This is a genomic window from Anaerococcus lactolyticus S7-1-13 (assembly GCF_000758765.1).
Lineage (GTDB): Bacteria > Bacillota > Clostridia > Tissierellales > Peptoniphilaceae > Anaerococcus > Anaerococcus lactolyticus.
This window is the reverse complement of the sequence record NZ_JRMW01000043.1, coordinates 164,393-190,494: the sequence shown is the minus strand read 5'-3', so window position 1 is coordinate 190,494 and position 26,102 is coordinate 164,393. Positions and strand designations below refer to the sequence as shown.

27 protein-coding genes are annotated in these 26,102 nt (G+C 31.1%); 6 read left to right on the top strand and 21 right to left on the bottom strand.

Annotated elements, in window-relative coordinates; all coding sequences use genetic code 11:
• Nucleotides 1-174: 174 nt before the first annotated feature.
• Complete coding sequence (locus tag HMPREF1630_RS08990) at nucleotides 175-1,734, bottom strand: IS1182 family transposase (RefSeq protein ID WP_037325895.1); 1,560 nt, start codon at nucleotides 1,732-1,734, stop codon at nucleotides 175-177.
• A gap of 206 nt (nucleotides 1,735-1,940) precedes the next feature.
• Here HMPREF1630_RS08990 and cysK point away from each other — a divergent pair, with 206 nt between their 5' ends.
• The 4 genes from cysK to HMPREF1630_RS08970 all read left to right on the top strand — a co-directional run bounded on the left by cysK (nucleotide 1,941) and on the right by HMPREF1630_RS08970 (nucleotide 6,501).
• The gene (gene cysK, locus HMPREF1630_RS08985; protein WP_037328845.1) at nucleotides 1,941-2,855 is read left to right on the top strand and encodes a cysteine synthase A; all 915 of its coding nucleotides are present in this window, start codon (nucleotides 1,941-1,943) and stop codon (nucleotides 2,853-2,855) included.
• On the top strand, nucleotides 2,842-3,369 hold the full coding sequence (epsC, locus tag HMPREF1630_RS08980) for a serine O-acetyltransferase EpsC (RefSeq protein ID WP_037328844.1): 528 nt from the start codon (nucleotides 2,842-2,844) through the stop codon (nucleotides 3,367-3,369). Before cysK ends, epsC begins: the two co-directional genes overlap by 14 nt.
• A gap of 127 nt (nucleotides 3,370-3,496) precedes the next feature.
• A complete protein-coding gene (gene rny / locus HMPREF1630_RS08975; protein ID WP_197049886.1) occupies nucleotides 3,497-5,038 on the top strand; it encodes a ribonuclease Y in 1,542 nt (513 codons plus the stop codon).
• A gap of 473 nt (nucleotides 5,039-5,511) precedes the next feature.
• Complete coding sequence (locus tag HMPREF1630_RS08970) at nucleotides 5,512-6,501, top strand: tyrosine recombinase XerC (RefSeq protein ID WP_037328840.1); 990 nt, start codon at nucleotides 5,512-5,514, stop codon at nucleotides 6,499-6,501.
• Between the two features lie 40 nt (nucleotides 6,502-6,541).
• Here the strand turns inward: HMPREF1630_RS08970 and HMPREF1630_RS08965 are convergent, their stop codons facing one another.
• The 6 genes from HMPREF1630_RS08965 to dut form a co-directional block, all read right to left on the bottom strand.
• The gene (locus HMPREF1630_RS08965) at nucleotides 6,542-7,819 is read right to left on the bottom strand and encodes a methionine gamma-lyase family protein (protein WP_037328839.1); all 1,278 of its coding nucleotides are present in this window, start codon (nucleotides 7,817-7,819) and stop codon (nucleotides 6,542-6,544) included.
• On the bottom strand, nucleotides 7,809-8,756 hold the full coding sequence (gene miaA / locus HMPREF1630_RS08960; RefSeq protein WP_037328838.1) for a tRNA (adenosine(37)-N6)-dimethylallyltransferase MiaA: 948 nt from the start codon (nucleotides 8,754-8,756) through the stop codon (nucleotides 7,809-7,811). Before miaA ends, HMPREF1630_RS08965 begins: the two co-directional genes overlap by 11 nt.
• The gene (mutL, locus tag HMPREF1630_RS08955; protein WP_037328837.1) at nucleotides 8,746-10,509 is read right to left on the bottom strand and encodes a DNA mismatch repair endonuclease MutL; all 1,764 of its coding nucleotides are present in this window, start codon (nucleotides 10,507-10,509) and stop codon (nucleotides 8,746-8,748) included. Before mutL ends, miaA begins: the two co-directional genes overlap by 11 nt.
• Nucleotides 10,509-13,118: a DNA mismatch repair protein MutS gene (gene mutS / locus HMPREF1630_RS08950; protein WP_037328836.1), complete on the bottom strand. Its 2,610-nt coding sequence runs from the start codon at nucleotides 13,116-13,118 to the stop codon at nucleotides 10,509-10,511. The genes mutL and mutS overlap by 1 nt, the downstream gene beginning before the upstream one ends.
• A gap of 60 nt (nucleotides 13,119-13,178) precedes the next feature.
• On the bottom strand, nucleotides 13,179-13,589 hold the full coding sequence (locus tag HMPREF1630_RS08945; RefSeq protein ID WP_197049883.1) for a hypothetical protein: 411 nt from the start codon (nucleotides 13,587-13,589) through the stop codon (nucleotides 13,179-13,181).
• A 116-nt stretch (nucleotides 13,590-13,705) separates the two neighbouring features.
• Nucleotides 13,706-14,140 (bottom strand): dUTP diphosphatase, encoded by a 435-nt coding sequence (gene dut / locus HMPREF1630_RS08940; protein WP_037328834.1) that lies wholly within the window; start codon nucleotides 14,138-14,140, stop codon nucleotides 13,706-13,708.
• A gap of 78 nt (nucleotides 14,141-14,218) precedes the next feature.
• Between dut and pepT the strand changes: the two genes are divergently transcribed.
• Together pepT and HMPREF1630_RS08930 are read left to right on the top strand one after the other, a co-directional pair.
• A complete protein-coding gene (pepT, locus tag HMPREF1630_RS08935; RefSeq protein ID WP_037328832.1) occupies nucleotides 14,219-15,439 on the top strand; it encodes a peptidase T in 1,221 nt (406 codons plus the stop codon).
• 79 nt (nucleotides 15,440-15,518) lie between these two features.
• Nucleotides 15,519-15,749 carry a hypothetical protein gene (locus HMPREF1630_RS08930; protein ID WP_004827492.1) on the top strand — a complete coding sequence of 77 codons (231 nt, stop codon included), beginning with the start codon at nucleotides 15,519-15,521 and terminating at the stop codon, nucleotides 15,747-15,749.
• 33 nt (nucleotides 15,750-15,782) lie between these two features.
• Here HMPREF1630_RS08930 and HMPREF1630_RS08925 read toward each other — a convergent pair whose 3' ends face one another.
• Genes HMPREF1630_RS08925 through HMPREF1630_RS08860 form a run of 14 tightly spaced genes read right to left on the bottom strand, consistent with a single transcriptional unit; the run spans nucleotide 15,783 to nucleotide 26,100 of the window.
• A complete protein-coding gene (locus HMPREF1630_RS08925) occupies nucleotides 15,783-17,018 on the bottom strand; it encodes a peptidase U32 family protein (RefSeq protein WP_037328830.1) in 1,236 nt (411 codons plus the stop codon).
• Nucleotides 17,008-17,646: an O-methyltransferase gene (locus tag HMPREF1630_RS08920; protein ID WP_004827490.1), complete on the bottom strand. Its 639-nt coding sequence runs from the start codon at nucleotides 17,644-17,646 to the stop codon at nucleotides 17,008-17,010. Before HMPREF1630_RS08920 ends, HMPREF1630_RS08925 begins: the two co-directional genes overlap by 11 nt.
• A complete protein-coding gene (locus tag HMPREF1630_RS08915) occupies nucleotides 17,633-19,309 on the bottom strand; it encodes a ribonuclease J (protein ID WP_004827489.1) in 1,677 nt (558 codons plus the stop codon). The genes HMPREF1630_RS08920 and HMPREF1630_RS08915 overlap by 14 nt, the downstream gene beginning before the upstream one ends.
• Complete coding sequence (locus tag HMPREF1630_RS08910; protein ID WP_004827488.1) at nucleotides 19,309-19,749, bottom strand: Fur family transcriptional regulator; 441 nt, start codon at nucleotides 19,747-19,749, stop codon at nucleotides 19,309-19,311. Before HMPREF1630_RS08910 ends, HMPREF1630_RS08915 begins: the two co-directional genes overlap by 1 nt.
• Nucleotides 19,739-19,981, bottom strand: a complete 243-nt coding sequence (locus HMPREF1630_RS08905; RefSeq protein WP_004827487.1) for a DUF1292 domain-containing protein — start codon at nucleotides 19,979-19,981, stop codon at nucleotides 19,739-19,741. The genes HMPREF1630_RS08910 and HMPREF1630_RS08905 overlap by 11 nt, the downstream gene beginning before the upstream one ends.
• On the bottom strand, nucleotides 19,974-20,393 hold the full coding sequence (gene ruvX / locus HMPREF1630_RS08900) for a Holliday junction resolvase RuvX (protein ID WP_004827486.1): 420 nt from the start codon (nucleotides 20,391-20,393) through the stop codon (nucleotides 19,974-19,976). Before ruvX ends, HMPREF1630_RS08905 begins: the two co-directional genes overlap by 8 nt.
• Entirely contained in the window at nucleotides 20,386-20,646 is a 261-nt protein-coding gene (locus tag HMPREF1630_RS08895) for an IreB family regulatory phosphoprotein (RefSeq protein ID WP_004827485.1), read from the bottom strand. The genes ruvX and HMPREF1630_RS08895 overlap by 8 nt, the downstream gene beginning before the upstream one ends.
• Before the next feature lie 3 nt (nucleotides 20,647-20,649).
• A complete protein-coding gene (alaS, locus tag HMPREF1630_RS08890; RefSeq protein ID WP_037328828.1) occupies nucleotides 20,650-23,268 on the bottom strand; it encodes an alanine--tRNA ligase in 2,619 nt (872 codons plus the stop codon).
• Between the two features lie 9 nt (nucleotides 23,269-23,277).
• Entirely contained in the window at nucleotides 23,278-23,679 is a 402-nt protein-coding gene (locus HMPREF1630_RS08885) for an RrF2 family transcriptional regulator (RefSeq protein ID WP_004827483.1), read from the bottom strand.
• 8 nt (nucleotides 23,680-23,687) lie between these two features.
• The gene (locus HMPREF1630_RS08880; protein ID WP_004827482.1) at nucleotides 23,688-24,332 is read right to left on the bottom strand and encodes a DUF655 domain-containing protein; all 645 of its coding nucleotides are present in this window, start codon (nucleotides 24,330-24,332) and stop codon (nucleotides 23,688-23,690) included.
• A 27-nt stretch (nucleotides 24,333-24,359) separates the two neighbouring features.
• Nucleotides 24,360-24,668: a ribosome silencing factor gene (rsfS, locus tag HMPREF1630_RS08875; protein WP_004827481.1), complete on the bottom strand. Its 309-nt coding sequence runs from the start codon at nucleotides 24,666-24,668 to the stop codon at nucleotides 24,360-24,362.
• On the bottom strand, nucleotides 24,643-25,227 hold the full coding sequence (gene yqeK, locus HMPREF1630_RS08870; protein WP_037328826.1) for a bis(5'-nucleosyl)-tetraphosphatase (symmetrical) YqeK: 585 nt from the start codon (nucleotides 25,225-25,227) through the stop codon (nucleotides 24,643-24,645). The genes rsfS and yqeK overlap by 26 nt, the downstream gene beginning before the upstream one ends.
• On the bottom strand, nucleotides 25,220-25,816 hold the full coding sequence (gene nadD, locus HMPREF1630_RS08865) for a nicotinate (nicotinamide) nucleotide adenylyltransferase (protein ID WP_037328825.1): 597 nt from the start codon (nucleotides 25,814-25,816) through the stop codon (nucleotides 25,220-25,222). The genes yqeK and nadD overlap by 8 nt, the downstream gene beginning before the upstream one ends.
• Nucleotides 25,816-26,100: a YhbY family RNA-binding protein gene (locus tag HMPREF1630_RS08860; protein WP_037328823.1), complete on the bottom strand. Its 285-nt coding sequence runs from the start codon at nucleotides 26,098-26,100 to the stop codon at nucleotides 25,816-25,818. The genes nadD and HMPREF1630_RS08860 overlap by 1 nt, the downstream gene beginning before the upstream one ends.
• Between the last annotated feature and the right edge of the window lie 2 nt (nucleotides 26,101-26,102).

Below are 26,102 nucleotides of genomic sequence, written 5' to 3'. Positions count from 1 at the left end.
TAAAAAAGGTGATGTTGCAGAATAGTTAAAACTATTCTGCTCATCACTTTTTTCTTGGATATTTGTATCAAGCTATTTAATTATATAGAAATTTTAAAGGTAAAGATAAATTTTTCCACAATTTTCCTAAAAATAGGCTCAAGTAATAGAGCTCCTCATTTTAACATTTTTTTCTTAGGCAGCTTTGTATTTTATGATTTCTAAGTTCCTATTTTTAATTTTTGAAGCTAATTTATTTAAGTTTAGTGCCATTGATAGAAGGCATATTTCACTTATTATATTTGCTTTTCCTCTGTGATGAAATCTATTGTAGTTTAAGCCTGACTTTATTTTAGAAAAAGCTCCTTCAGCTTGGATTGATCTATTTAATCTTTCTTCTATTCCTTGGTCAGATTTTATATTTTCTAAGGATTCTTTTCTGTATTTTTGGAATGTTTCTGCTATGTAGATTCCTTTGGTTTTTTGGCCACCTTTGTTCCGGTCAAAGCATCTGTAGACTTTACTTATACTTACATAACCACTTTTCTTTTTATCGTACTTGTCTTTACATCTAACAAAGATTTTTCCTTCTGGTGATATGTATTTGTCTTGAATGTCATCATAGACTAAGCTTTCCCTAAATTCTTGCTCTTTTTTATATTTTCTTGTTTTGGATTGTTCGTAGTTTGATGGTTTTATGTAGGATTTTAGATTGTTTTCTTCTAAGTATACATAGTTTTCTTCACTTTCATACCCTGCGTCTGCTACTATCCTATCTAAACTATTTGGATATTTTTCTATTAGTTTTTTTAAGAATGGTTTTAGGGTATACATATCATTTGGGTGATGAGATACATTTTCTCCTATGATGAAGCCTGAGGCACTTGCTAGTTGAATATTGTAGGCTGGTTTTAACTGACCATTTCTCATGTGGTCTTCTTTCATTCTCATGAATGTTGCATCATGGTCTGTTTTTGAGTAGGAGTTTCTGTAATCTCCCATTATTTCTAAATGCTCTTGATAAGTTTCTAGCTTGGTTTTCCAATCTTTTAGCTGTTCATAGTTTCGTTGAAGTTGATGTTTTCTTTTGCCCTGCCCATATACGAAGTTTATTTTCTTTTCTGTACATTCTTTACTTACTTGATTAAAGGCTATTTTTACTACTTCTAGTACTTGAGATGGACTTAAGTCTTTATTTAAATCAAAGTGTTTTATTATTTTTACTCTTAATTTTTCTTGCCATTTTTCTATGCTTCCTCGCCATACAAAGCTGTATCTATTGGCATAGGCTTCTATTTTTGTTCCATCTATGTAGATGCTTGATAGGTCTATTTGTTTTTCTTCTATTAGTATTTGGACCATTTGATTTAATAGATTAGGAGCTAGTTTTACTATTTTCTGTCTAAATCTATTTATTGTGGAGTGATCTGGTGGAGTTTGTCCATCTAGGAGATATTTTATTCTTAGATCATATTTGCATGATTTTTCTATTTCCCTTGATGAGAATATTCCTTCTGAATAGCAGAATACTATTATTTGAAGCATGGTTACTGGATTTACAGTAGGTTTTCTTCCAAATGATGAGTAGACTTTATTTAGTTCTGTTAGTTCTATCCTTTCAATTATATTTTTTACAAGCCTTAGTTTTATATCATCTTGGACGTATATTTCTGTGTTAAAGTTTAATTTTAATTGAATTGTATCATTAACTAGTGTAAAATTGGTTAGTGATGATGTATTACTATTTTGTTTCATAAATACATTGTATCAGAAAAAGACGAGGATGTTTAGTTTCCTCGTCTTTTTTCTATGTTGGGACTTATGCAACAGCCCCTTTTTTACTCAATTTTAAATCATTCATTTTTATAGTATAGTAAATGTGTCGGATTTAGAATAGCTAATTTCTTAATCGATGATTCAGAAATAGCTATAAATTATTTTAGTTTATAAAGGAGTTTTTAATGATAAAAAATAATTCAACAGATTTAATTGGAGGTACTCCTCTTCTAAAATTAAATTCTTTAAAAAAAGAAGGTAGAGCTGACATATATGTAAAAGTTGAGAAAAATAACTTAGCAGGCTCTATCAAAGATAGGATTGCACTTTACATGATAGAGGATGCAGAAAAATCTGGAAAACTTAAAAAAGGAGGAACAATAGTTGAGCCTACAAGTGGAAATACAGGAGTAGCCCTAGCTGCGATTGCTGCTGCAAAGGGATACAATTTAATTTTAACTATGCCAGCATCAATGAGTATTGAAAGAGCAAAACTCGCAATGGCTTATGGTGCAAAGGTAATTAGAACTACTGAAGGAGCGCTCCAAGGTGCTGTAGATAAGGCTAAAGAACTTGCTGAGGAAAATGGATATTTCTTGCCTGATCAGTTTTCAAACCCTGCCAATATTAAGGCTCACTATGAAACAACTGGACCTGAAATTCTATCAGAAATTAAGCCAGATGCTTTTATAGCAGGTGTAGGTACAGGTGGTACTGTTACAGGTACAGGAAAAAAACTTAAAGAAGAAAATCCTAATACCAAAGTTTATGCAATAGAACCAGCTGAAAGTCCGCTTTTATCAGGTGGTAAAGCTGCCAGTCATAAAATTCAAGGTATTGGTGGAAATTTTATACCAAAAAATCTTGACTTTGATATCTTAGATGGAATTGTCGATGTTAAAAGTGACGATGCAATTAATATGTCTAGAAAAATAGCAAAAGAAGAGGGTCTTGCAGTTGGTATATCATCAGGTGCTAATGTTGTAGGAGCTATTGAAATCGCTGATAAATTAGGAGAAGGGAAAGTTGTAGTTACTGTTTTACCTGACACAGGCGAAAGATATCTATCAACAGAATTATACGATAATGCTCAGTTATAATGAATATAAAGAAGAATTAATAAAAAACGCTTTAGCTAATGACCCTGCACTAAAAAGTGAAGAGGAGGCAATACTCTTTTCTGCAGGGATTAAAGCGCTCTTGTCTCACTACATCGCCCATAAATTATATTTGCAAGGCAAGGTATATGAGGCACAAGAAATTGCATTTAAGTCAAGAATGGAAACAGGAATCGAAATTCATCCTGGTGCAAAAATTGGTCGTAGATGTTATATAGACCATGGAATGGGAGTTGTGATAGGGGAAACAGCTGAAGTTGGTGATGATGTATTGATGTATCACTCGGTAACTCTAGGTGCAGTCACAAATGAAAAAGTAAAAAGGCACCCAACAGTAGGAAATCATGTTATGATTGGTGCTGGTGCCGTTTTACTTGGAAATATTACTATAGGTAATAACTGCCAAATTGGGGCAAATTCAGTTGTTTTAGAAGATGTTCCAGATAATTCTACAGCCGTTGGAGCTCCAGCAAGAATAATAGCACATAAAAAGTAGTCATCGACTACTTTTTTTATTTCTTAATAATTTAATGAAAACTATTTCGTATAATTATAATTAAATGGTATAATAATAATTGGAATATAAATTTCCGTATTTTGGAGGTGATATGATGTTAAATAATATGAATCCAATTGTTGTTCTCATCATAGTTGTCGCCTTCGTATTGTTAGCTTTTTATTTTGGCTATCTTTATCGTAAGAAAATTGGAGAATCTGTAATAGGTGGTGCTGAAAACTTAAGCAGACAGATTATAGACGACGCCAATAAACAAGCAGAAGCATTAAGAAGAGAAACTCTAATTGATGCTAAAGATGAAATTTCAAAATTGAAATCTGAAAATGAAGAAATGCTAAATCAAGCCAGAAACGACCTAAATAAAAGGGAAGCTCGCTTGATTAAGAAAGAAGAAAGTTTAGACAATCGATCTTTATTGATTGACAAAAAATCTGATCAAATCTCTAGTGATCAGAAAAAGTTAAAACAAAAAGAAGAGAAAATTGACAAGTTAATAGAACAACAAGAGTTGGAATTACAAAATATCGCTGGACTAACCAACAATGAAGCTAAAGAAATAATTTTAGCTAGAGTAAAATCTGAAACTATCCATGAATCAGCAAGGATGATTAAAGAAGCTGAAGAAAAAGTTAAGGCAGAAAGCAAAAAAATGGCTACAGAAATTCTGGCAACTACTATACAACGATTTGCACCAGAGCAAGTAGCTGAGTACACTGTTTCTGTTATTTCTTTACCTAATGATGAAATGAAAGGCCGTATTATAGGTCGTGAGGGTCGTAATATTAGAGCTTTTGAACAAGCAGCAGGGGTTGATTTAATAATCGATGATACACCTGAAGCAGTCGTAATTTCTTGTTTTGAGCCAGTTAGACGTGAGATAGCTAAGGTAGCTTTAGAAAAATTGATTCAGGATGGTAGGATTAATCCTTCTAGAATTGAAGAAATGCTTCAAAAAGCTAGTGATGAAGTTGAGACTAGGATAATTGAAGATGGTGAAGCTGCCGCTGAAGCTGTCGGAATTATTAATCTTCATCCTCAATTAATTAGACTGATTGGTAAAATGAAGTTTAGAACTTCTTATGGCCAAAATATCTTAAAACATTCTGTAGAAGTTGCACTTCTAGCTGGAATGTTAGCAGATGAAATAGGTGCTGACAGTCAATTAGCCAAACGTGGTGGATTACTTCACGATGTAGGAAAAGCAATAGACCAAGAACAAGAAGGTACACATGTTGCCCTAGGTGTTGAAGCTGCTACTAAGTATGGTGAAAACAAATATGTTATAAACGCTATTCAATCTCACCATGGCGAAGTTGAACCAAATTGTGTAGAATCAATTTTAGTACAAACTGCTGATGCAATCAGCGCTGCCAGACCAGGTGCTAGACGTGAAAGTCTAGAAAGCTATATAAAGAGACTAGAAAACTTAGAAGGAATTGCAAATTCTTTTGAAGGCGTAGAAAAATCTTTTGCTCTCCAAGCTGGTCGAGAATTAAGAATACTAGTCAAACCTGAAAAGATTTCTGATGATGAAATGATTGTAATTGCTAGAGAGATTGCAAAGAAAATTGAAAATGAATTAGAATATCCTGGTGAAATTAAAGTGAACTTATTAAGAGAGTCCAAAGCGATAGATTATGCAAAATAATAATTAATCAAGCTGCCATTATAATGATGGCAGTTTTTAATTTAAAAAATAAAGGTATAAATACATGGGTGAAAAAATAAAACAGCTTAAAACGCAAAATACGGCGTTGATTCTACTTGAAAATTAAAATTAATCAAGAAATTAGAGCTAAATATCATAGGAGGCTTAAAAACTTATCTTATAATTAAAAATACTACATAACCATACAGAAAACCGGGAAATGATTTTTGGATTTGTAACTTAATCGATACATTAGACATATCAATATGAATTGTTAAAATTAATTTACTTGTAAATTCCGACTTAAAAGAGAGGATATTAGTCCAGAAAAATTATTGCACAAAATAATAATTTTGTGCAATAATTTGTTTTTATTGTCGAAATAGGTATAATTTACATATGGAGTTTAGAAAACAATCGCTTGAACTAATTTCTAACGCTTACGCTCGCATACGGATTTGAACGGAGAATTTATGAAAAAATTTATCAGACCTCTTTTGCTAACAGATTATTTAAATTATTTAAAATCTATCAAAGGGCTTTCTGAATCAACAATTAAAGAATACGCATACGATCTTGAAACATTTATAGAATATCAAATCGTAAGAAAAATCTATAATAATAACAAAAAAGATTATGAAAATGATTTTGATTATAAGAAAATAAATTTCTTCGTAGACAATATCTTTTTCGAGAAAATTACTATTCAAGATTTTTATGCCTTTCTATCTTATCTTGATAATGGCAAAAATGATTCGGCGACTACAAGATCAAGGAAGATTTCCGCTATAAAATCCTTCTATAAGTATATGTATAGCGAAATCGAAGTAATAAATACTAATATTGCCGACAAACTAACAAACCCTAAAATAAGCCAAAGGCAGCCTGTCTACCTCACATTGAGCGAAACTGAAAGGCTTATAGAGACAATAAGTAAAGAGAAAAATACTTTTCTAAAAGCAAGGGACTTGGCTATTGTTTTTACCTTTCTTACTACGGGTATGAGGCTTTCTGAGCTTATTTCAATCGACTTATCTGATGTAAATAAGGATAGTTTTAATATAATAGGCAAAGGCAATAAAGAAAGAACGGTTTATCTAACAAAAAATTGTCAAGACCTTATTAATAATTATATTGTAATTAGGTCAGAGTATTTAAAGGATGATACAGTTAATGCCCTATTTATATCTACAAGAAAAAATAGAATCTCTAACCGAGCAGTTCAATCTACTATAGAAAAGTACCTTGCGAAGGCTGGTTTTGATACTAGTGTTTATTCGACACACAAACTAAGACATACAGCAGCAACTCTTATGTATAAGTATGGTAATGTTGATATCAGAGCCTTAAAAGATATTTTAGGTCACGCTTCTGTTTCAACTACCCAAATATATACTCACCTTGACAACGAAGATTTAAAAAATGCTGTAAATAAAAACCCTTTGTCAGATTTAGAATTTTAATTTAAAAATCGTTCTAACTATAAAATTAGAACGATTTTATTTATAAGAAATTATTTTTAGCAAACCTATCTAAGACTATTTTTAAAGCAAGCTTACCATGATAATAATTAAGACCTCCTTGTAGATATGCCATATAAGGAGCTCTTAAAGGTCCGTCAGCTGATAATTCAGATGTCGCTCCTTCCACAAATCCTCCAGCAGCCATTATAACAGGGTCTTCATATCCTGGCATAGGATATGCTTCTGGAACAAAGGTAGAATCAACTGAGCAAGCTTCTTGAATAGCCTTACAAAATGTCTTTAACTTTTCTGGATTTTCTAATTTTATGGCAAGAATCACATCAGACCTAGGGTCATCAAGGCTTGGAGTAACGTTATATCCTAATTTATTAAACACACTTGCAAATAACAAAGCTACTCTTATAGCTTCTTTAACTATATGTGGAGCAAAATACAACCCTTCTACAACCAGTCTACTTATACCAAAGCTAAGGCCCTCATCTTTACCAATTCCAGGTGCAGTAAGAGTGTTAGCGCAATATTCGATCAAGTCTTTTCTGCCGCTGATGTAGCCACCTGTAATAGCGATTCCTCCACCAAGATTTTTTATAAGGGAGCCTGCAACAATATCAGCACCAATTTCAATAGGTTCTCTTGTTTCAGTAAATTCTCCATAGCAATTATCAATAAAAATGACAACATCTTTCGATATTTTTCTGATTTCGATTATTGCTTTTTCGATTTCATCAATTGTAAATGCCCTTCTTTGAGTGTATCCTGTTGATCTTTGAATTAAAATTACCTTGGTTTTATCATCAATCTTGTCTTTAATTTCATCATATTGAATTTTATTATTTTCATCAAGGGTTAATTTATCATATAAGATACCTTTTTCTATTAACGTTCCCTTTTTATTGCCCGCTATACCTATAACCTGTTGCATGGTATCGTATGGATCATCAGTAATTGATAATAGCTTATCTCCATAATGTAATAATGAAAATAAAACAATAGATAAGGCATGGGTTCCAGAAACAATAGAAGGTCTTACAAGGCTGTCTTCGGATTTAAATATCGAAGAAAATATAGCTTCAACGGTGTCACGTCCAGTATCTGCATAACCATATCCAGTAGAAGAATTAAAATCAGAAGTTTGAAGAGAATTTTCATTAAAGGCCTTCAATACTTTATATTGATTATATTCAGCTATTTTTTCGTGTTTTTTGAATAATTCTTCTAACTCCCTTTCAGAATCTTCTATCAAATCGTCATATTCATTGTCTATATTATAATTTTCATAAATCTCTTTAAAATTCATACATACCCTTTATTAAATCTTCGATAATTAAAGTAGCATCTTCCTTGTTCAAATCATCCATAATAATTTCTCTAGCAAACGGATAATTTAAGTATCTTTTCATCCAGGTTATCTGTCTTTTAGCATACCTTCTAGTATTTCTTTGAATTAAGCTAACCATCTCATCTAAACTTATCTCGCCTCTCACATAAGGAAAGATTTCCTTATAGCCAATAGCTGCCATAGATTGACTATTTTCATCTAATTTGTACTTATCAATCAAGAAATTAAATTCATTAATGAGGCCGAGATTTATCATATCATTTACCCTATCATTAATTTTGTTATAAAGTATTTTTCTATCTCTATAATTCAAAAATATCAATATAGGATTAATGTTACTTTTCAAAACTTTTTCTCCGGTACGTTTTTCGGATGGTTTTTCTCCTGTAATTTCATATATTTCTAGGGCTCTAATAATCCTGTTTAGCTCATTAGGATGATATTTATTTGCTGTTTTAGGATCGATTTCCAAAAGCTTTTCATATAAATAATTGTTACCATGAACATCAGCTAATTTTTGTAATGCCATTCTTGTATAAATATCTTTTTTTACTTCACCGTAATTCATGTCAAAAAGCATGGAATCAATATAAAATCCTGTGCCACCGGTGATAATTGGCATAATAAATCTTGAATTTAATGTAGAAATTATCTCCTCTGCATCTTTCTTGAAATCATCAACGGTGAACTCTTCATTTGGATTTACAACATTCAACAGATGATGGTTAACGTAACTTGGATTAGTCACTTTATTAGTACCTATATCCATATCTCTGTATACTTGCTGGCTATCAGCAGATATAATTTCACCTTCAATTTTTTTGGCAATATCTATAGCTATATCACTTTTTCCACTTGCTGTAGGCCCGGTAATAATAATAAATTTATCTTTCAAAATATTTCTCCAAATCCTTATCTTCCAATGTTATTATCGTAGGTTTACCATCATATGTTCTGTAAGGATCTTCTTCTTTCATTAGTTTCTTATAAAGTTCAATAGCTTCGTCTTTATTTATGGTATTACCTTTTCTAAACGAAATATTTTTAACTAATTTTCTTAAATTCTTAAAAAGAATATTTTCATTATCCTCAAAATCTAATATCTCATAGAAAAAGTTATTGTTTTCAGGTATATCAAAAATTATTGGAATTTCCCTTATTATTATAGACTTATCAGATATCAATTCAATATCAAAACCCAACTTATTAAACAAATCTTGTTTTTGCTCGTACCTACCTATATCAATTTTATTAAGGTTGATTTTAATCGGATTTAAAACTAGCTGTCTAGATATCTTATTACTATTATAATCATTGATATATTCACTCATTTTTATCTTTTCTTCAGCTTTTCTATGATCTAAAATATAGATTTTCTCTTTATCTTCAAATATTGAATACCTTCTAAAAATAGATGTTTTATAGGATGGAACTTCTATGTCACTAAAAAATGAATCTTCCCTTATTTTTTCTTCGTTTGTATATAAGTCTATTGAAATTTTATCATTAAAAAAATCCTGGTTGCTTTCAATACTATTATAAGGTTTTTCTTCTTCTCTAATAAGCATTTCTGCTGGAGAATATTTGTCTAATACCGCCTTATAATCAGTAAAATCTAAGATTTGATTTTGTTTCTTATCTTTAATATCAATTGAATTTATTGCTTGTTTTGACTTTAGTAAATTTTTAACGCTGTCATTTATTAATTCAACAAGTTCATCCTCGTAGGTATATTTGACCAATTTTTTATTAGGATGGATATTTACGTCGATATTTTTTGGGTCAGTGTAAATAAAAATAAAGAACGCTGGAAATCTTCCCTGAGGAATAAGCCCTATATATTGGCGCTCTATTGTCTTGGTAATTTCTTCATCTTCAATAAGTCTATCATTTACAAAAATGTATTGCATAGACCTATTTCCCCTATAATATGTAGGTAAACCAATCTCACCGTCAATCCTATAAGATGTATTTGTAGCTTTAAGTTCAAGAAGGTTTTCTTCTAGCAAGTTATCAAGTAAATCTGATATTTTAAACTTTAGGTCCAAACTTGTATTTGATTGAAATTGTATCCTATCGTCTTTAATATACTTAAAAGAAACATCTTTATAGCCAATTGCAAAAGCATACATAAGCTTTGTAATCTTATTTGACTCAGCTATATCAGATTTTAAAAACTTTCTTCTAGCTGGCATATTATAAAATAAGTCTTCAACAATAATGCTAGTTCCCTTATTTGTGGCTATAGATTTTTTAACTTTTACTCTTCCACTTAGATCTAGTTTTGTGCCAACATCAGCATCTTGAGTTTTTGAAATAGCAACAACTTTACTAACAGATGCAATACTCGGAAGAGCTTCGCCCCTAAAACCAAGGGAAGATATTTTAAATAAGTCATCAAATTTTGTTATCTTGCTTGTTGCGTGCTTCTCAAAGGCTAGTTCAATATCATCTTTAGCAATGCCTGAACCATCGTCTGTGACTCTTATATAAGTTTTACCACCATTTTTTATTTCTACGGTGATATTTTTACTTCCAGCATCTACAGAATTTTCAACTAACTCTTTAATAATGGATAAAGGGGATTCTATAACCTCACCAGCTGCAATTTTTTCAACTGTTTCCTTATCTAATTTTTTAATAGCCATTAAATCTCCCCTATCTTTTCCATAAGAATATTAAGCTGGTTCATCGCTTCAAGTGGTGTAAGTTCGTTGATATTTATCTTATCTGTATAACTCTTTAACTCGTTGATTTTTTTGTTTTTAATATCCTCTAATGAATTTTTTATCTCCTTGCCTTTATTGACTTCAAAGAAATCTTCATTCGCAAGTTTTTCCATAATGTTTTTTGCATTTTCAAGGATTTCATCAGGAAGGCCACTTAGTTTTGCTACCTCAATCCCATAAGACCTATCAGACTTGCCTCTTGATATTTTTCTTAAGAAAATTAAATTATTATTTTCTTCTAAGATTTCAATTTTGAGATTACGAACATTTTTTAGCTCACTCTCAAGAACTGTTAGCTCATGAAAGTGAGTAGCAAAAACAGTCTTAACTTTTTTATGTTTAGACAAGTATTCTACAAGAGCCATTGCGATACTTAGACCATCATCAGAGCTAGTTCCCCTACCAACCTCATCAAGAATGACAAATGATTTTTCAGTGGAATTTTTGATGATGTTAGATACTTCATTCATCTCAAGCATGAATGTCGATTCGCCCTTGGAAATATTATCACTAGCGCCAATTCTTGTAAAAATTTTATCACATATTCCTATTTCGGCACTTTTAGCTGGTACGAAGGATCCAATTTGTGCCATAATTATAATGAGAGCCATCTGCCTCATATAGGTTGATTTACCAGCCATGTTTGGTCCAGTTATGATTTGAATAAGGTTATCATCTTGACCTATATTTGTATCATTTGCAATAAACTCATTTTCATCAAGATTTATTTCAATTACTGGATGTCTACCTTCTATAATTGATATTTCATTTGATTCAGTTATATTTGGCTTGCAATATGAATATTTGTGAGCAATTTTTGCAAATGAATTTAAACTATCAATATTAGCAATCATTTTAGATAGACTCTGAAGTCTTAAAGTGCTGTTAAGTATATTTTCAACAATTTTGTTAAATAGTTCATACTCTAATAAGTTTATTTTTTCTTTGCCATTTAAAATCAAAGATGAAATATTTTCAAGCTCTTCAGTGGTGTATCTTTCTTGATTTTTTAATGTTTGCTTTCTAATATAAGATTGGTCAATCTTATCAATATTAGATTTAGTAACTTCTATAGAATAACCATTATTTTTATTAAAAATAACCTTTAAATTTTTGATTCCTGTTAATTCTCTTTGTTTACTTTCATATTCAATAAGTTTATCCTCAGCTGTATCAGCCATCTCTTTGAGATTATCTAAGTCTTTATCGTATTGACTTTTTATGATCCCTCCCTCAGTAATGTTTATTGGTGGTTCATCAACAATAGATTTATTTATTAATTCATAGATATCTTCTACATCTGGTAGATTCAAACCAAGATTTTTAATTAGATTATTAGTCGAATCTGCTAATACATGCTTTAGTTTTGGCATTTCTTTTATAGAATTTTTGAGAGATATCAAATCTCTTGCATTAGCTCTTTTATATGATATTTTCGCAAGTAATCTCTCAAGATCATATACACTATCTAATAAATTCGAAACATTTCTTGATAGGATGCTATCCTCATAAAAACCATCAACTAAATCTAGTCTTCTATTAATTTTATCCCTATCAATCAAGGGTCTTTCTAACCAGTCATGGATCATCCTAGAACCCATGACTGTATCTGCCTCATCTAATATACTTATTAATGTATTTTCCTTATTATTGGTAGACAAATTCCTTGTTAACTCTAGATTTTTTCGTGTATTTGACTCAATCTCCATAAATTCATTAATTTTTAATATTTCGATATTATTTATATGGTCGAGTTTTTCTTCGTAATATTTATATATATAATCCAAGAGATTGGCAAGAGCTACTATTATTAGTCTCTTATCTTTTATCTTATTTAAATTATCCTTACCTAAATAATTATTTACAGTCTTTACCCTATTTTCATAATCAGTTGTAAAGTTTATATAATTGATAAAGATTTGATTATTGAGATTAAGATACTTTTTAATGTCTTCATTATCAAAATTGCTTGTTAATACCATTTCTGAAGGGTTGATCTTTTCTATTTGGTCTATAGCTTTTTTTCCTAAATTTTGACTTAGGGTCTTTATTTCAAGACCAACAAGTTTTCCTGTAGAAATATCACAATATGCCATAGCAAGACCATATTCATTTTCAAATATGGAAAGTAAATAGTTATTCTCTTTGTTTTCTAAAGATTCCATATCAGTCAGAGTACCAGGTGTTATAACTCTTGTAATAGCTCTTTTTACTAGCCCTTTTGCATCCTTAGGATCTTCAATTTGATCACATAAGGCAACTTTGTAGCCTTTTTTTACAAGTCTATTTACATAAGTGTCTATTACATGGTGAGGAACTCCACACATAGGGGCCCTATCGACATGACCACATTCTTTGCCAGTAAGAGTTAATGATAAAACTTTAGCTGTTATAATTGCATCATCAAAAAAAGTCTCGTAAAAATCTCCAACCCTATAAAGGAGGAGTGCATCTTTAAAATCATTTTTGACATCAACATAATGTCTTAGCATTGGTGTTAATTTTTCGTATTTAAATTTGCTAGTCATCTTTCACTCATTTCTTCTTATCTTAATAAAATAAACTGTCACAGTTTAGTAACAGCCTATTTATTGAATATTAAGAGTTTTTACATTTGTTATCCAGCTATTAGCACTTTTGGTAGTAGTATCTATTACAACTAAAGAACCGTAAGAAGGGTTATATTCTATAACCGGCTCGCCATCAATTCTATAAACTAAATAAACCCTATCAACCTCAAGAGCTACAGACATTGGAAATCTATTTGAATTTCCATCTGTATCTTCTATTGAAATAACAGGTCTTTCTCTTAAATTATAGTCAAGATTTCCTACAAGTTTCTCTAGTGAAACACCCTCAACTTTTACTTTTTCCAAGCCATTGTTTATATAAACTTCTTTACTGCTTCCAGCTCTTTTTTTAAGCTCTCTAATAGAAAATGATTTTATCTCATCACCATTTCCTTTAATTATAATTATATTGTTATCATATTTAGCCATATTAATGTCATCTATTTTAGCTTTAATAAAAAACCCAATAATTATTAATACAACTATGAATACAACCAACATAAATAAGTTGTATTTATTTTTTCTCAAGAATCTATTCATAGTTATTACTTACCAGTTGACCCAAAACCGCCATCGCCTCTTTCGCTATCAGAAAGTTCATCTACTTTTTCTATGTCACAACTTAAATAAGGCTGAATAACTAATTGAGCAAGTCTATCACCATTTTCTATAACTTGATTTTCTTCTCCATAATTATAGAAAAATATCATTAATTCTCCCCTATAATCAGAATCTATGACACCAACGGTATTTGCAAGCATTAAATGCTTTTTAACACCTGTCGATGACCTAGGGTAAACTGCTCCAAAGTATCCCTCAGGAATTTCCACAAAAATTCCTGTATGAATTTTGACAGTTTCTTTTGCTTTTATAATAATATCCCTGTCACTTTTACAGTATAAATCTATACCTGCAGAGTGTTCTGTAGCATAAGCTGGGATTTGGCCATCAGTTTTAATCTTCAAAATATTTTTTTTCATTACAATCACCTTCTAATTTAATATACCAATTTTAGCTACACTTTACAATTACAAGTATAATATAGAAAAGGAGTGAATATGGAAAATATAACAAAACGTTTTTTAAAGTATATATCATTTGATACAAAAAGTGATCCTGAAAAAGGTGAAAGTCAAAAACCATCATCTGATGGCCAATTATTACTTGCTAATGAATTGAAAAAAGAATTAGAAGATTTAGGACTAAATCCAACTATTAATGAAGAGGGGTTTCTATTCTGCAAAATACCAGCAAATTCAGATAAGGATCTACCTAAAATTGGTTTTATTTCACACATGGATACTTCTCCAGAGATGTACGGAAAAATAGATGATCCACAAATAATAAATTATGAAGGTGGGGATATAAAACTAAATGATGAAAAATATATTAAAGTCGAAGAATTCCCATATCTTGAAAAGTTAAAGGGAACAACAATTATCACTACAAGGGGCAAATCTCTCCTAGGAGCAGATGATAAAGCCGGTATAGCTGCTATTATGACAGCTATAGAATATATGGTAAATAATCCTGATTTCAAACATGGAGAGGTAAGGATAGCCTTTACTCCAGATGAAGAAATCGGAACTGGATGCGATACTTTTGATGTTAAGAACTTCGACGCTGACTTCGCCTATACAATAGATGGAGGCATCCTTGGTGAGCTTGAATATGAATCATTCAATGCGGCTGATGCGAAGATAACTATACATGGCAAATCCATCCACCCTGGTAGCGCCAAAAACACAATGATTAACTCTATAACTATCGCAAATGAATTTGACAGGTTATTAGGCTATGTGAGACGCCCAGAGCATACTGAAGGCTATGAGGGCTTTTTTCACCTACTTAAGATTAACGGAGATATAGAAACAACTAAACTAGAATATATAATTCGTGATCATGACAGGAATACTTTCGAAAAAATGAAAAAAGAGATTATATCTAATGCAGATTTCCTAAATGAAAAATACGGAAATATTATAGATGTAAAATTAACAGATAGTTATTATAATATGGGTGATATTATAAAAGACAACTTAGATATTGTCGAATATGCTAAAAAAGCAATGGAAGATCTTGGTATAAAACCACTCATCAGCCCTATTAGAGGAGGTACAGACGGATCTAAATTGTCATTTATGGGTCTTCCTTGTCCAAACATTTTCACTGGCGGTATGAATTTCCATGGGATTTATGAGCTTATTCCAATAGAACATATGGTAAAATCTAGCCAAGTTGTTCTCGAAATTATTAAACTTATAGAGATGTCTAAATAAGAAAAGGTTTGTAAAATTTCCTGATTTATAGTATTATAGATATATGAGTAATGCATAGTTGAATTATAAAGGAGATATTATGACAAATCAAAAAATTTCAAATGCAAATCAATACAGAGGTAATGATGAACTCGACAAAAAAATGAGGGAATCAGATAAGAACAGTGGTGGCGAATCACTAGATAAAAAACTTGGTCCAGACCAAGAAAATCTTAGATCAATTAATGATGAAGCAGATGAAAACTCTAATGTAGGTGCAGAAGCCAGAAGAACTAGAGCAGATTTCTCAGAAAATCCATCAGAAGACTAAGTAAATTAAAAGCTAGCCAAATGGCTAGCTTTTTTAGTCTCTTATTTCTTTTCTTAGTATATCTCCCTCTTCGAGTGGAAAATCTACTTTTATTTTAATTAATTGTTTTGGTATATTTGCAACCTCAACTTCTTGACCCTTTTCATCTTCCATATAATCAATTATTAAAGTATAAAAATCCTTAGAATTGCCAAAAATTTCTATTTGATCACCCTTAAAGAACCTATTTCTCTGCTCAATAGTCGCTATTTTTGATTCTTTATCATAATCTTTTACTACACCAATAAAATCATAATTTCTTATATATGATGAAGATGTATAAATTTGGTCGTTCTCATCAGTCTTTTTATAGAAAAATCCTTTGGTAAAGTACCTGTGGCTTGCTTTACTTATTTCATCAAAATATTTTTTACTAACTTCTTTGCTATAGGTTCCTTCGTAGTAGCTATCTATAACCTGCCTATAAGATCTGATTACTGTTGCAACATAAAAAGGAGTCTTCATCCTACCTTCGATTTTAAAACTGTCTATTCCTGCCTCAATTAACTTGTCAACTTCCTCAATCAAGCAGAGATCTTTAGAATTCATAATAAAAGTGCCACCATGACCATCTTCTTCAATTGGGAAGTATTCCCCTGGTCTAGTTTCTTCCTGAAGTGAATATTTCCACCTGCATGGTTGCGCACAATCACCCCTATTTGCATCACGACCTGTCATATAACTGGACAATAGACACCTACCAGAATATGAAATACACATTGCACCGTGAACAAAACATTCTATTTCCATATCTTCTGGTGCATTTTTTCTTATCTCAGTTATCTCGTCTAGAGATAATTCACGTGCAAGTATTATTCTTTTAGCCCCCATTTCATACCAAAAATTAACTGTTGCTGAGTTTGTCACAGATGCTTGAGTTGAAATGTGAAGATCTATATTGGTATATTTTTTAGCTAAAGAAAAAATACCCGGATCAGAGATTATAAGTGCGTCTATACCTATTGTATCTAGGTTTTCCAAATACTCTACAATACCTTCCATATCTCCGTCATGAGGCATAATATTCATAGTTACATGAACCCTTACATTTCGTTCATGAGCATAAGCAACTGCCTCTCTTAATTCATCGTTATTAAAATTTTTGGCATTGGCTCTAAGACCAAAATTATCTCCAGCTAGATATACGGCATCTGCACCGAACTTTATGGCTGTTTTTAATTTTTCAAAATCACCCGCGGGGGCTAATAATTCTACTTTTCTATTTTTCATTATTTCTCCTAACACTCAAGGTAAGTCCGTCCCCTATTGGGATAACAGATGTAATAAAATCATCAAGATCTGTTATATAGGCTAGGAAATTCCTAAGTCTTTTAACTAAAGTATTCTTTCTTTTTTCCATTATATCATCATTGCAAACTTCGCCCCTAAACAAGACGTTATCTGCAATTATAATTCCGCCTTCGTTAAGAAGCTTACTTGTTATTTTGAAATAATCTAAATATCTAGACTTATTTGCATCTATAAAAACAAAATCAAAGCCTTGATTTATATTTCTCAAGGCTTTCATTGCGTCATCGTTAATTAGATTGACATTTACATTATATTTTTCAAAATTTTTTCTTGCGATATCTGCTGTTTCCTTATCTAATTCAATGCTTGTAATGTCCGCACCAGTATATTTTTTAAAACAAAGTGATGAATATCCAATAGCTGTACCTATTTCTAAGATTTTTTTAGGTTTAGCAATCTTGAGGATTGAAATTATAAACGCTTTAGTTTGACTGTTCATAATTGGCACGTCATTTTCTTTAGCATATTTTCTTAATTCAACAAAGTCAGTATCGTTAAGCAAATCTTCTATAAAAAGGGAAGTGTGTTCGTAATTAATATTTCCCATCTTCTATCTCTGATATTACTGGTAGTATCATTGGATCTCTACCAAGTTCATTATATATATAAGATTTTAAATCTTCTCTAATCTGATATTTTATTTGGCTTAAGGCTTTGATGTCTTGCTTCTTGCACTTATTAATAGATCTTAATACAACATCTTTTGCATTTTCAATAATATCTTGGTTTTCTTTTACATAGACGAATCCACGTGACACTATTTCAGGTCCCGCCAATAATTCTTGTGTATGTCTATCAAAGGTTATGGATACAACTAAGAGTCCATCTTCAGATAAGTGTTTCCTATCTTTAAGAACAATGTTGCCTACATCACCAATTCCTGACCCATCAACAAGTACGTTCCCTGCTTGTACTTTCCCTTTAATACCAGCAGATTTTTTTGTAAATTCAATTACATCACCATTTTCACATATAAAAATATTTTCTTTTGGTTGTCCCATGTCTTGAGCGATTTCAGAATGTTTTTGGAGTTGTCTGATTTCACCATGGGCTGGGATCAAATATTTTGGCTTAATTAATTGATACATTAATTTAATTTCTTCTTGGCAAGCGTGTCCAGATGCATGGACCTTAGCTAAGGATGAGTAAATTATCTTGCAACCTATCTTAGTTAGGTTATTGATAGTTGTATTTATAGCCATCTCATTACCTGGTATAGCAGATGATGATAAGATAACCATATCTGTTTCGTTTAAGGTAATTTGTCTATGTTCTTTATTTGCCATTCTTGTAAGAGCACTTAAAGGCTCTCCTTGTGTTCCTGTTGAGAGGATAACAAGTTCATCATCAGCGTATTTTTTAATGGCTTTCATGTCAATTAGAGTATTTTTCTTAATATTTAAATAACCCAATTCATTTGCTATCCTGACGTTATTTAACATTGACCTACCAGAAAGCGCTACTTTTCTATTATATTTTTCAGCCGCTGTAATAATTTGTTGAACCCTATGGAGATTGGATGCAAAAGTTGCAACTATTATCCTAGACTTAGCTTGTCCAAATATCTCAACAAATGTTTCGCCAACGACTTTTTCGCTTAGAGAAAATCCTTCTCTTTCTACGTTAGTAGAATCTGCAAATAATGCTAAGACACCTTTCTTGCCTAATTCTGCAAGTCTTTGAATGTCTGTTGGATCATTATCAATTGGTGTAAAGTCCATTTTGAAATCTCCAGTGAAAATTATTGTTCCAACAGGAGACTTAACAGCTATAGCACATGAATCTGGAATTGAGTGGCTTACTCTGATAAATTCAGCGCTTAAGCTACCAGCTTTTACTGTATTATTAACATTGACCATCTTAATCTTATTTGGATTTAGGCCATGTTCTTTAAATTTGTTTTCAATAAGACCCTTGGTTAATTTTGAGCAATAAACATTTGTATCCACATTCTTTAAAAAATATGGTATGGCACCAACGTGGTCCTCGTGACCATGGGTTACAAATATGCCCTTTAGTTTTTGTTTATTCTCTTCTACATAGGTAAAATCAGGTATAACAATATCAACCCCTAGCATTTCTTCATTTGGAAATGTTAGACCGCAGTCTATCATTATCATGTCATTTCCATATTCCACTAGTGCACAGTTTTTACCTACTTCATGTAATCCACCTATTGGGATTATTCTTAATTTTTTTTCATTTGTCATTATTTCTCCTCATTATTCTGACAATCGGAACAGATTCCATAAATTCTTAAAGAATAATAGGATAAATCAAAATTATAATTTTCCTTTAGGGATTTTTTTACATCATCATACGACAAAAATTCATCTTCCAGAATTTTCCCACAAGAAGTACATATAATGTGATCGTGGTGATCACTTTCAGGATCAATAATTTCATAAGTATAAGCTTGATCTGTAAACTCTTGCTTATTAACTATCCCTAACTCATCAAAAATATTTAAAGTTCTATAGATAGTAGCAATACCAACTTGTTTATGGTCCTGGTGGACTATAGAAAAAAGTTGTTCTGGTGTCAGATGTTTTTTTGAAGAGCTTTTTAAAACATTAAAAATCAATTCTCTTTGTTTGGTGAATTTTTGGTTATTTTTTTCAAAAATTTTTCTTACTTCATCAATGTTCATCTTTTTCCCTTTTCATCTCTTCATAAAATTCAATAATTTCATTTAGTTCGTTTGAATCTTCAATAGTTTTGAAGTTTATAAGGTCATTTGTATTATAAACTTCTAAAATCATTATCATATCGTCGCCAATTTTCTTAAGCGCGGCATAATTTTTATCATCTATTCCGAATGTATCCACTATATTAAATTCGACTTCATTATTATTTTCATCCAGTAAAAAGATACTATTCATTATTTCTCCTGTCTAAATAAGTTTGCAATATAAAACTTGCAGCAATTTTGTCAATATGAGCTTTTCGATTTTCTCGTCTAACACTCATATCGATTAGTACTGATTCAGATTGGATTGTGGTAAGTCTTTCATCTTGATAGACAATTTCTGTATCAATTCTTTTTTTAATCAGGTCAACAAAACTAATAATCCTCATAGATTGTGGACCCATAGTATTGTTCATATTTTTAGGTAGCCCTACAACTATTAATGAAATATCATTTTCAACAAATATTTTTTCAATCCTATCTATATCAAATTTTGCTTTAGTTCTTTTTATTGTTTCATAGGGTTGGGCAGTTATAAACAAAGGGTCGCTAAGAGCGACACCTATTGTTTTATCCCCTACATCAAGCCCCATTATCCTACTCATTGATATAATTATTTAATAATTCTTCTAATATCTTATCTCTGTCTACTGCTCTAATAAGCTTTCTGGCATTATTATGAGCGGTTATATAGGTTGGATCTCCAGATAGTAGATAACCTACTATTTGAGAATTTGGCTTATAACCCTTATCCTCTAAAGCCTTGTAAACTGTTGTAAGGATTTCTCTAATATTGTTCTTCTCAATGTCTTCTCTCTTGAAAAGCATAGTTTCATTAAGCTTATTAATATCAGTCATTTATTACTCCTTTATTATTTCGTAGGCCCTCTTAAGTGCCTTATCTAAGGCTGAAATATCACTTCCACCAGCTTGGGCGAAGTTCTTTTTACCGCCTCCATTACCTCCAGTGATTTGAGCAATTTCTCTTACGATTTTGCCTGCATTATATTTATCAGTTAGGTTATCATCAACTGACACAGTAAATATAATCTTATCGCTTACTGTAGCAAAAATAATAACTAAATTATCGTATTCATTCTTAAATTTATTTTCTAATTCTCTTAATTCATCGACACTTGCGTTATCAAATTTTGCTATTAGTAGATTTACACCGTTTACTTTTTCGATTTTGGATTTAAGTTCACTGTATACATCTTTATTTGATTGAGATTTCAATCTTTTGATTTCACTATCTTTGGATGCTATTTCTGATTTTAATGAATTAATTTTTGATTTAATGTTATTTATATTAGCATCTAAGTCATTAGCTATTTCTTTAATGGTGTTTTCCTTAGAAATTAATTCTTCGAAAACAGCCCTACCTGTTATAGCTTCGATTCTTCTAACACCTGCAGCTGCAGATGATTCTGATTTTATCCTAAACATCAATACTTCGGCTGTATTATTTACATGGCAACCACCACATAATTCTATAGAATAATCACCCATAGAAACAACCCTAACAATATCTTTATATTTATCTTCGAATAGGGCAACTGCACCCAATTCTTCTGATTTTTTATAATCCATGTATTCCTTTTTTACAGGAAGCTGTTCTCTGATTTTAGCATTGATTTCTTCTTCGATTTTTCTAAGCTCTTCATTACTTAGAGCCTTGTTATAAGTAAAATCAAATCTTAATTTATCTTCGTCTACTAAAGAACCAGCCTGGTTTATATTTTGACCAAGTACATTCTTTAGGGCCTTATCTAATAAGTGAGTCGCAGAGTGATTTCTTTGTATGTCTAATCTTCTTTCTAGATCAATTACAAAACGAGCAACACTACCCTTGACAAATTCACCCTCTGTCACTTCCACATAGTGGAATATAATATCATTCTTCTTTTGAACATCAACTACTTTTGCACAAGCATTTGAAGTTTTAATAAAGCCTGTATCAGCGACTTCTCCACCACCTTCTGGATAAAATGAAGTCTTATCACTAACTATTATACCTTTATTTGGTGCTTTTATCGAAGAATTTTCTTCTCCATCAACAAAAATAGCAAGTAATTTTCCTTCAAGATCAAAGTTTTCATAACCTTGGAAGTCAGTTTTTTCTAGATGATCAGCTAAAAGATTGTCGTGTTTATGCTTGTTGTCAGTTTTTCTTGCGTTTCTTGCAAGATTTCTCTGATTTTCCATTTCTTCTTCAAATTTTTCATCATCAACATCTAAATTCTTTTCTTCTAAAATTTCTTTTGTTAAATCAAGTGGGAATCCATAGGTATCATATAATTTAAAGGCTTCACTACCGTCTAGAATTTTAATATTATTTTTTTCCATATCAGCAATTAGGCTGTCTAATTTTTCTAAACCTTGGTTGATTGTTTTTTGGAACCTATCTTCTTCATCACTGATAACTTTATGGATGTTATCCATGTTATCAACAAGTTCATCATATTCAACCTTATAAGTTTCTATTACCTTATCTACAATTTTATTTAAGAATGGGCCTTCAATACCTAATAATTTACCATGTCTATAAGCTCTTCTTATAAGTCTTCTTAAAACGTAACCACGTTTTTCATTTGATGGAATAACGCCGTCAGACACTAAAAATGTCATGGCTTTTGCATGGTCAGCGATTACCCTTATAGATACATCATCCACCTTGTTAGCCTTATATGTTTTTCCAGATAATTTTTCAATTTCAGATATAATTTCTTTCATTACATCTATTTCAAAAATATTATCTTTACCTTGAAGAATCATGGCGATTCTTTCAAGACCCATACCTGTATCTATATTTGGATGGCTTAAATTAGTATAGTTACCTTGATTATCCTTGTTAAATTGAGTAAATACCAAGTTCCATACTTCCATAAACCTATCAGAATTATCATTACCTGGTTGGTTGTCATTTTCATCAACAGCTCTTTCAGGACCCCTATCAACATAAATTTCTGAACATGGACCACAAGGACCTACTTCTAGTTCCCATAAGTTATCTTCTTTGCCTTGTCTTAAAATTCTTTCTGCTGGCATACCAATTTCATCATGCCAAATATTATATGCTTCATCATCATCGTAATAAACTGTTACCCATAAATCGTCTTTATTAATTTCAAGTTTTTTTGTTAGGAATTCAAAAGCCCAGTTAATAGCTTCTCTTTTAAAGTAATCTCCAAATGAAAAGTTTCCAAGCATTTCAAAAAATGTACCGTGGCGTTCAGTTTTACCAACCCTTTCAATATCGCCTGTTCTTACACATCTTTGTGAAGAGGTGGCCCTATTATTTTTCATCTTTAATTCACCGGTGAAATATTTTTTAAGAGGCGCCATACCTGCGTTAATTAATAATAGTGTGTCATCATCAATTGGTGTTAGAGGAAATGATTTTAAAAGTGTGTGATTTTTCTCATTTCCAAAAAATTCTAGATAGCTTTTTCTAAGCTCGTTCATTCCTAAGTTTTTCATTAATTCTCCTTAAATTTCGTGTTTAACAATATTTTCTAAAGTAATAGAGTCAATGGCTGCGTTTATTAAGTAATCAAGCTTACTGAAGAGATCATAGGCATCGCATTTTTCACTACAATCAAACTTTCCGCTTACGCATTCGCTTGTTGTCATATCACCTTCTAAACTCCTTAGAATTTGACCAATGGTTATGCTAGATAAATCGCTTTTTATCTTATAACCTCCCTTTGGGCCTCTGCTTGATTTAATAAGACCATCTTTTTTTAAGACTCTAACTAACTGTTCTAAATAATTTTCTGATAAATTTAATTTTTCGCTTATTTCAGAGACAGGTATAAAACCCTTATCTTGGTTTTCTGCTATATAGCATATCGCTCTTAATCCATACCTACCTCTCGTAGATAATTTCATATATACCCCTATACTGTAATCAAATCTTTCATAGCTTCAAAAAACTTCTCACCTATGCCCTTGACATTTTTAATATCTTCGATTTTTTCAAATCTTTTTTCTTTTCTATAGTCTAGGATAGCCTGAGCTCTTTTCTCACCGACATTTGGTAATGTCATTAGCTCTTCCTTGCTTGCCAAGTTAAGATTAATCTTTTGACTTGAAGATGTAGCAGCATTAGATGTGGTATCACCAGTTGTCAGATTTGTATTATTAGTATTTATGTTTTGATTTTCATCAACATTAGGTATGTATATTTTCATTTGATCTTCTAACCTTAAGGCAAGGTTAATAGAGTTTTTGTCGGCTTTATCAGTAAAACCACCCGCTCTTTTTACAAGATCATCTAACCTATCTCCATCCTTTATATCATATACTCCAGAGTTTTTAACTTCTCCTGAAATATAAACTTTCTTATCTTGACTAGATAAATCATCTCTAACTTCTTCTTTATCTTTCTCGGTGTTTTCATCAACCGAACTTGTCATTTCGATTTCATCTTCATTTTTATTAAGAAGATTTTTGAAACCACCGTTAGCAAATAAATTTGCTAGAAGAAAAGCAAGAAATATAATTCCTGCAAAAATGATTTTATCTTTCCTATCCTTAGGCATATCATCTCCTATAAAAGGTATGAGAAATTAATTTTCCCACAGATTATCTAAATCATAAAATTCTCTTTGTTTTTGAGTAAAGATATGGACAATGATGTCTCCTGCATCAATTAAAATCCATTCTCCCTCTCTAAAGCCTTCTTTAGATTTAATATCATAACCTTCTTTGTGCAAATCATCTTCTATATAGTCAGCTAAGGCTCGTGTTTGATTAATAGAATTACCTGTGGCAACAATGAAATAATCTGCTACAGATGAATCTTCAAGTTTAATGACATTTATATCATCCGCTAATTTATCTTCTAATGTTTTAACTATTACATCTAATTTTTCCATTTTTCTCCTCAATCAAGTAGTTTCTAGCTTCAAAGCTAAGAGGATTTATCAAAGCTTTTTTATTTATTAAAAAAACAATATTGCTATCTAATAATAAAAGTAAAGCATCGTCAAGGTTGTTATAAGCAACCTCTCTAATATTTTCAATACCTTCAAATTCACGTCCCGGTTCTATTGCATCAGCTATAAAAATAATCTTTTCTAAATCACTCATAGCTTTCCTACCAGTTGTGTGGTATTTAATAGCATTTAATATATCCTCATCATATATATTATACACTTTTTTTGCTACTTCTGCTCCTAAAAATGCATGGAGGACAGAATCTTTTATTGAACTTACTGGATAAGCAGCCCGGTCGATATTGAATTTTTTTATATAAGATTCTTCATTGTATTTAGCGCAGTCATGGACAAGACCAGACATAAATGCTTTTTTAGGGTCTACATCGAACTTAACTGCCATTTTTTCTGCAGTTTTAGCTACTCTTAAACTGTGTTCAAATCTTTTTTCTCCAATATCGTGTTTTAATTTTTCATATATTTTTGTTAAATCATTCATATAAATGCCTATTTTTAACTATATAATCAACTTCATCTCTTACTAAATATTTTATACTTTTATCTTCTTTTACTAAGGTCCTAATTAAGGTTGAAGAAATATTAACATTTAGAATATTTATTAGGTATATGTTTGGATTAGCTTTACGAATTTTATTTACTTTTTTTACTAGCTTACCATCCTCTTCTATTCCTTCCCTTGCGAATACAATAATGTTATAGCCTAATATTTTTTCATAATTTCTCCAAGAATCTATAGTCATGAAGGAATCTTCACCCATGATATAAAAAATTTCATGATTACTTAAATGACTCGTAAAGTAGTCTAGTGTTTCATGGGTGTATCTAACTTCATCGTTTGATGACTCATAAGTGGATAGGATTATTTTTGGATTATCCTTGATAGCCTCATAGACCATTTCTACCCTCAAGTCAGCTTTTGTCTTGTTTATATTTTTTTTATGAGGTGGGTTCGAGCTTGGTAAAATTATTACCCTGTCTAAATCCATCTGATTAATCGCATTTTCTATCACAATTAAATGACCAAGATGAATTGGATCAAAAGTCCCACCATAAAGACCTATTCTCATTATAAATTATAAATATTTGTGTCGTTTTTTCTATATATAGTGAAAATTGAACCGATGTGCGAAATAAATTCACAGTTTAATTTTTCAACTATAGTATCAATGATATAATCAGCATCATCAAGGTTGTTGTTTAAAATTTTAATCTTAATCAATTCTCTCGCTTCAAGAGCTTCATCAATTGCTTCTAGTAATTGATCAGATATTGAAAATTTTCCAATATTTATTATTGGCTTAAAATCATGAGCTTCTTGTTTTAACATAGCTCGTTGTTTACCTGTTAACATAA

Bases quoted from the DNA above. Each gene is read 5' to 3' on its own strand.
- HMPREF1630_RS08930 (WP_004827492.1), top strand. From the start codon at position 15,519: ATGACAAATCAAAAAATTTCAAATGCAAATCAATACAGAGGTAATGAT.
- HMPREF1630_RS08915 (WP_004827489.1), bottom strand. From the start codon at position 19,309: ATGACAAATGAAAAAAAATTAAGAATAATCCCAATAGGTGGATTACAT.
- epsC (WP_037328844.1), top strand. From the start codon at position 2,842: ATGCTCAGTTATAATGAATATAAAGAAGAATTAATAAAAAACGCTTTA.
- yqeK (WP_037328826.1), bottom strand. From the start codon at position 25,227: ATGAATGATTTAACAAAAATATATGAAAAATTAAAACACGATATTGGA.
- cysK (WP_037328845.1), top strand. From the start codon at position 1,941: ATGATAAAAAATAATTCAACAGATTTAATTGGAGGTACTCCTCTTCTA.
- HMPREF1630_RS08885 (WP_004827483.1), bottom strand. From the start codon at position 23,679: ATGAAATTATCTACGAGAGGTAGGTATGGATTAAGAGCGATATGCTAT.
- HMPREF1630_RS08990 (WP_037325895.1), bottom strand. From the start codon at position 1,734: ATGAAACAAAATAGTAATACATCATCACTAACCAATTTTACACTAGTT.
- HMPREF1630_RS08920 (WP_004827490.1), bottom strand. From the start codon at position 17,646: ATGGGAAATATTAATTACGAACACACTTCCCTTTTTATAGAAGATTTG.
- alaS (WP_037328828.1), bottom strand. From the start codon at position 23,268: ATGAAAAACTTAGGAATGAACGAGCTTAGAAAAAGCTATCTAGAATTT.
- HMPREF1630_RS08965 (WP_037328839.1), bottom strand. From the start codon at position 7,819: ATGAATTTTAAAGAGATTTATGAAAATTATAATATAGACAATGAATAT.
- HMPREF1630_RS08970 (WP_037328840.1), top strand. From the start codon at position 5,512: ATGAAAAAATTTATCAGACCTCTTTTGCTAACAGATTATTTAAATTAT.
- nadD (WP_037328825.1), bottom strand. From the start codon at position 25,816: ATGAGAATAGGTCTTTATGGTGGGACTTTTGATCCAATTCATCTTGGT.
- dut (WP_037328834.1), bottom strand. From the start codon at position 14,140: ATGAAAAAAAATATTTTGAAGATTAAAACTGATGGCCAAATCCCAGCT.
- HMPREF1630_RS08925 (WP_037328830.1), bottom strand. From the start codon at position 17,018: ATGAAAAATAGAAAAGTAGAATTATTAGCCCCCGCGGGTGATTTTGAA.
- HMPREF1630_RS08880 (WP_004827482.1), bottom strand. From the start codon at position 24,332: ATGCCTAAGGATAGGAAAGATAAAATCATTTTTGCAGGAATTATATTT.
- rny (WP_197049886.1), top strand. From the start codon at position 3,497: ATGAATCCAATTGTTGTTCTCATCATAGTTGTCGCCTTCGTATTGTTA.
- HMPREF1630_RS08910 (WP_004827488.1), bottom strand. From the start codon at position 19,749: ATGAACATTGATGAAGTAAGAAAAATTTTTGAAAAAAATAACCAAAAA.
- ruvX (WP_004827486.1), bottom strand. From the start codon at position 20,393: ATGAGTAGGATAATGGGGCTTGATGTAGGGGATAAAACAATAGGTGTC.
- HMPREF1630_RS08860 (WP_037328823.1), bottom strand. From the start codon at position 26,100: ATGTTAACAGGTAAACAACGAGCTATGTTAAAACAAGAAGCTCATGAT.
- mutL (WP_037328837.1), bottom strand. From the start codon at position 10,509: ATGGCTATTAAAAAATTAGATAAGGAAACAGTTGAAAAAATTGCAGCT.
- pepT (WP_037328832.1), top strand. From the start codon at position 14,219: ATGGAAAATATAACAAAACGTTTTTTAAAGTATATATCATTTGATACA.
- HMPREF1630_RS08895 (WP_004827485.1), bottom strand. From the start codon at position 20,646: ATGACTGATATTAATAAGCTTAATGAAACTATGCTTTTCAAGAGAGAA.
- mutS (WP_037328836.1), bottom strand. From the start codon at position 13,118: ATGACTAGCAAATTTAAATACGAAAAATTAACACCAATGCTAAGACAT.
- rsfS (WP_004827481.1), bottom strand. From the start codon at position 24,668: ATGGAAAAATTAGATGTAATAGTTAAAACATTAGAAGATAAATTAGCG.
- HMPREF1630_RS08945 (WP_197049883.1), bottom strand. From the start codon at position 13,589: ATGGCTAAATATGATAACAATATAATTATAATTAAAGGAAATGGTGAT.
- HMPREF1630_RS08905 (WP_004827487.1), bottom strand. From the start codon at position 19,981: ATGAATAGTATCTTTTTACTGGATGAAAATAATAATGAAGTCGAATTT.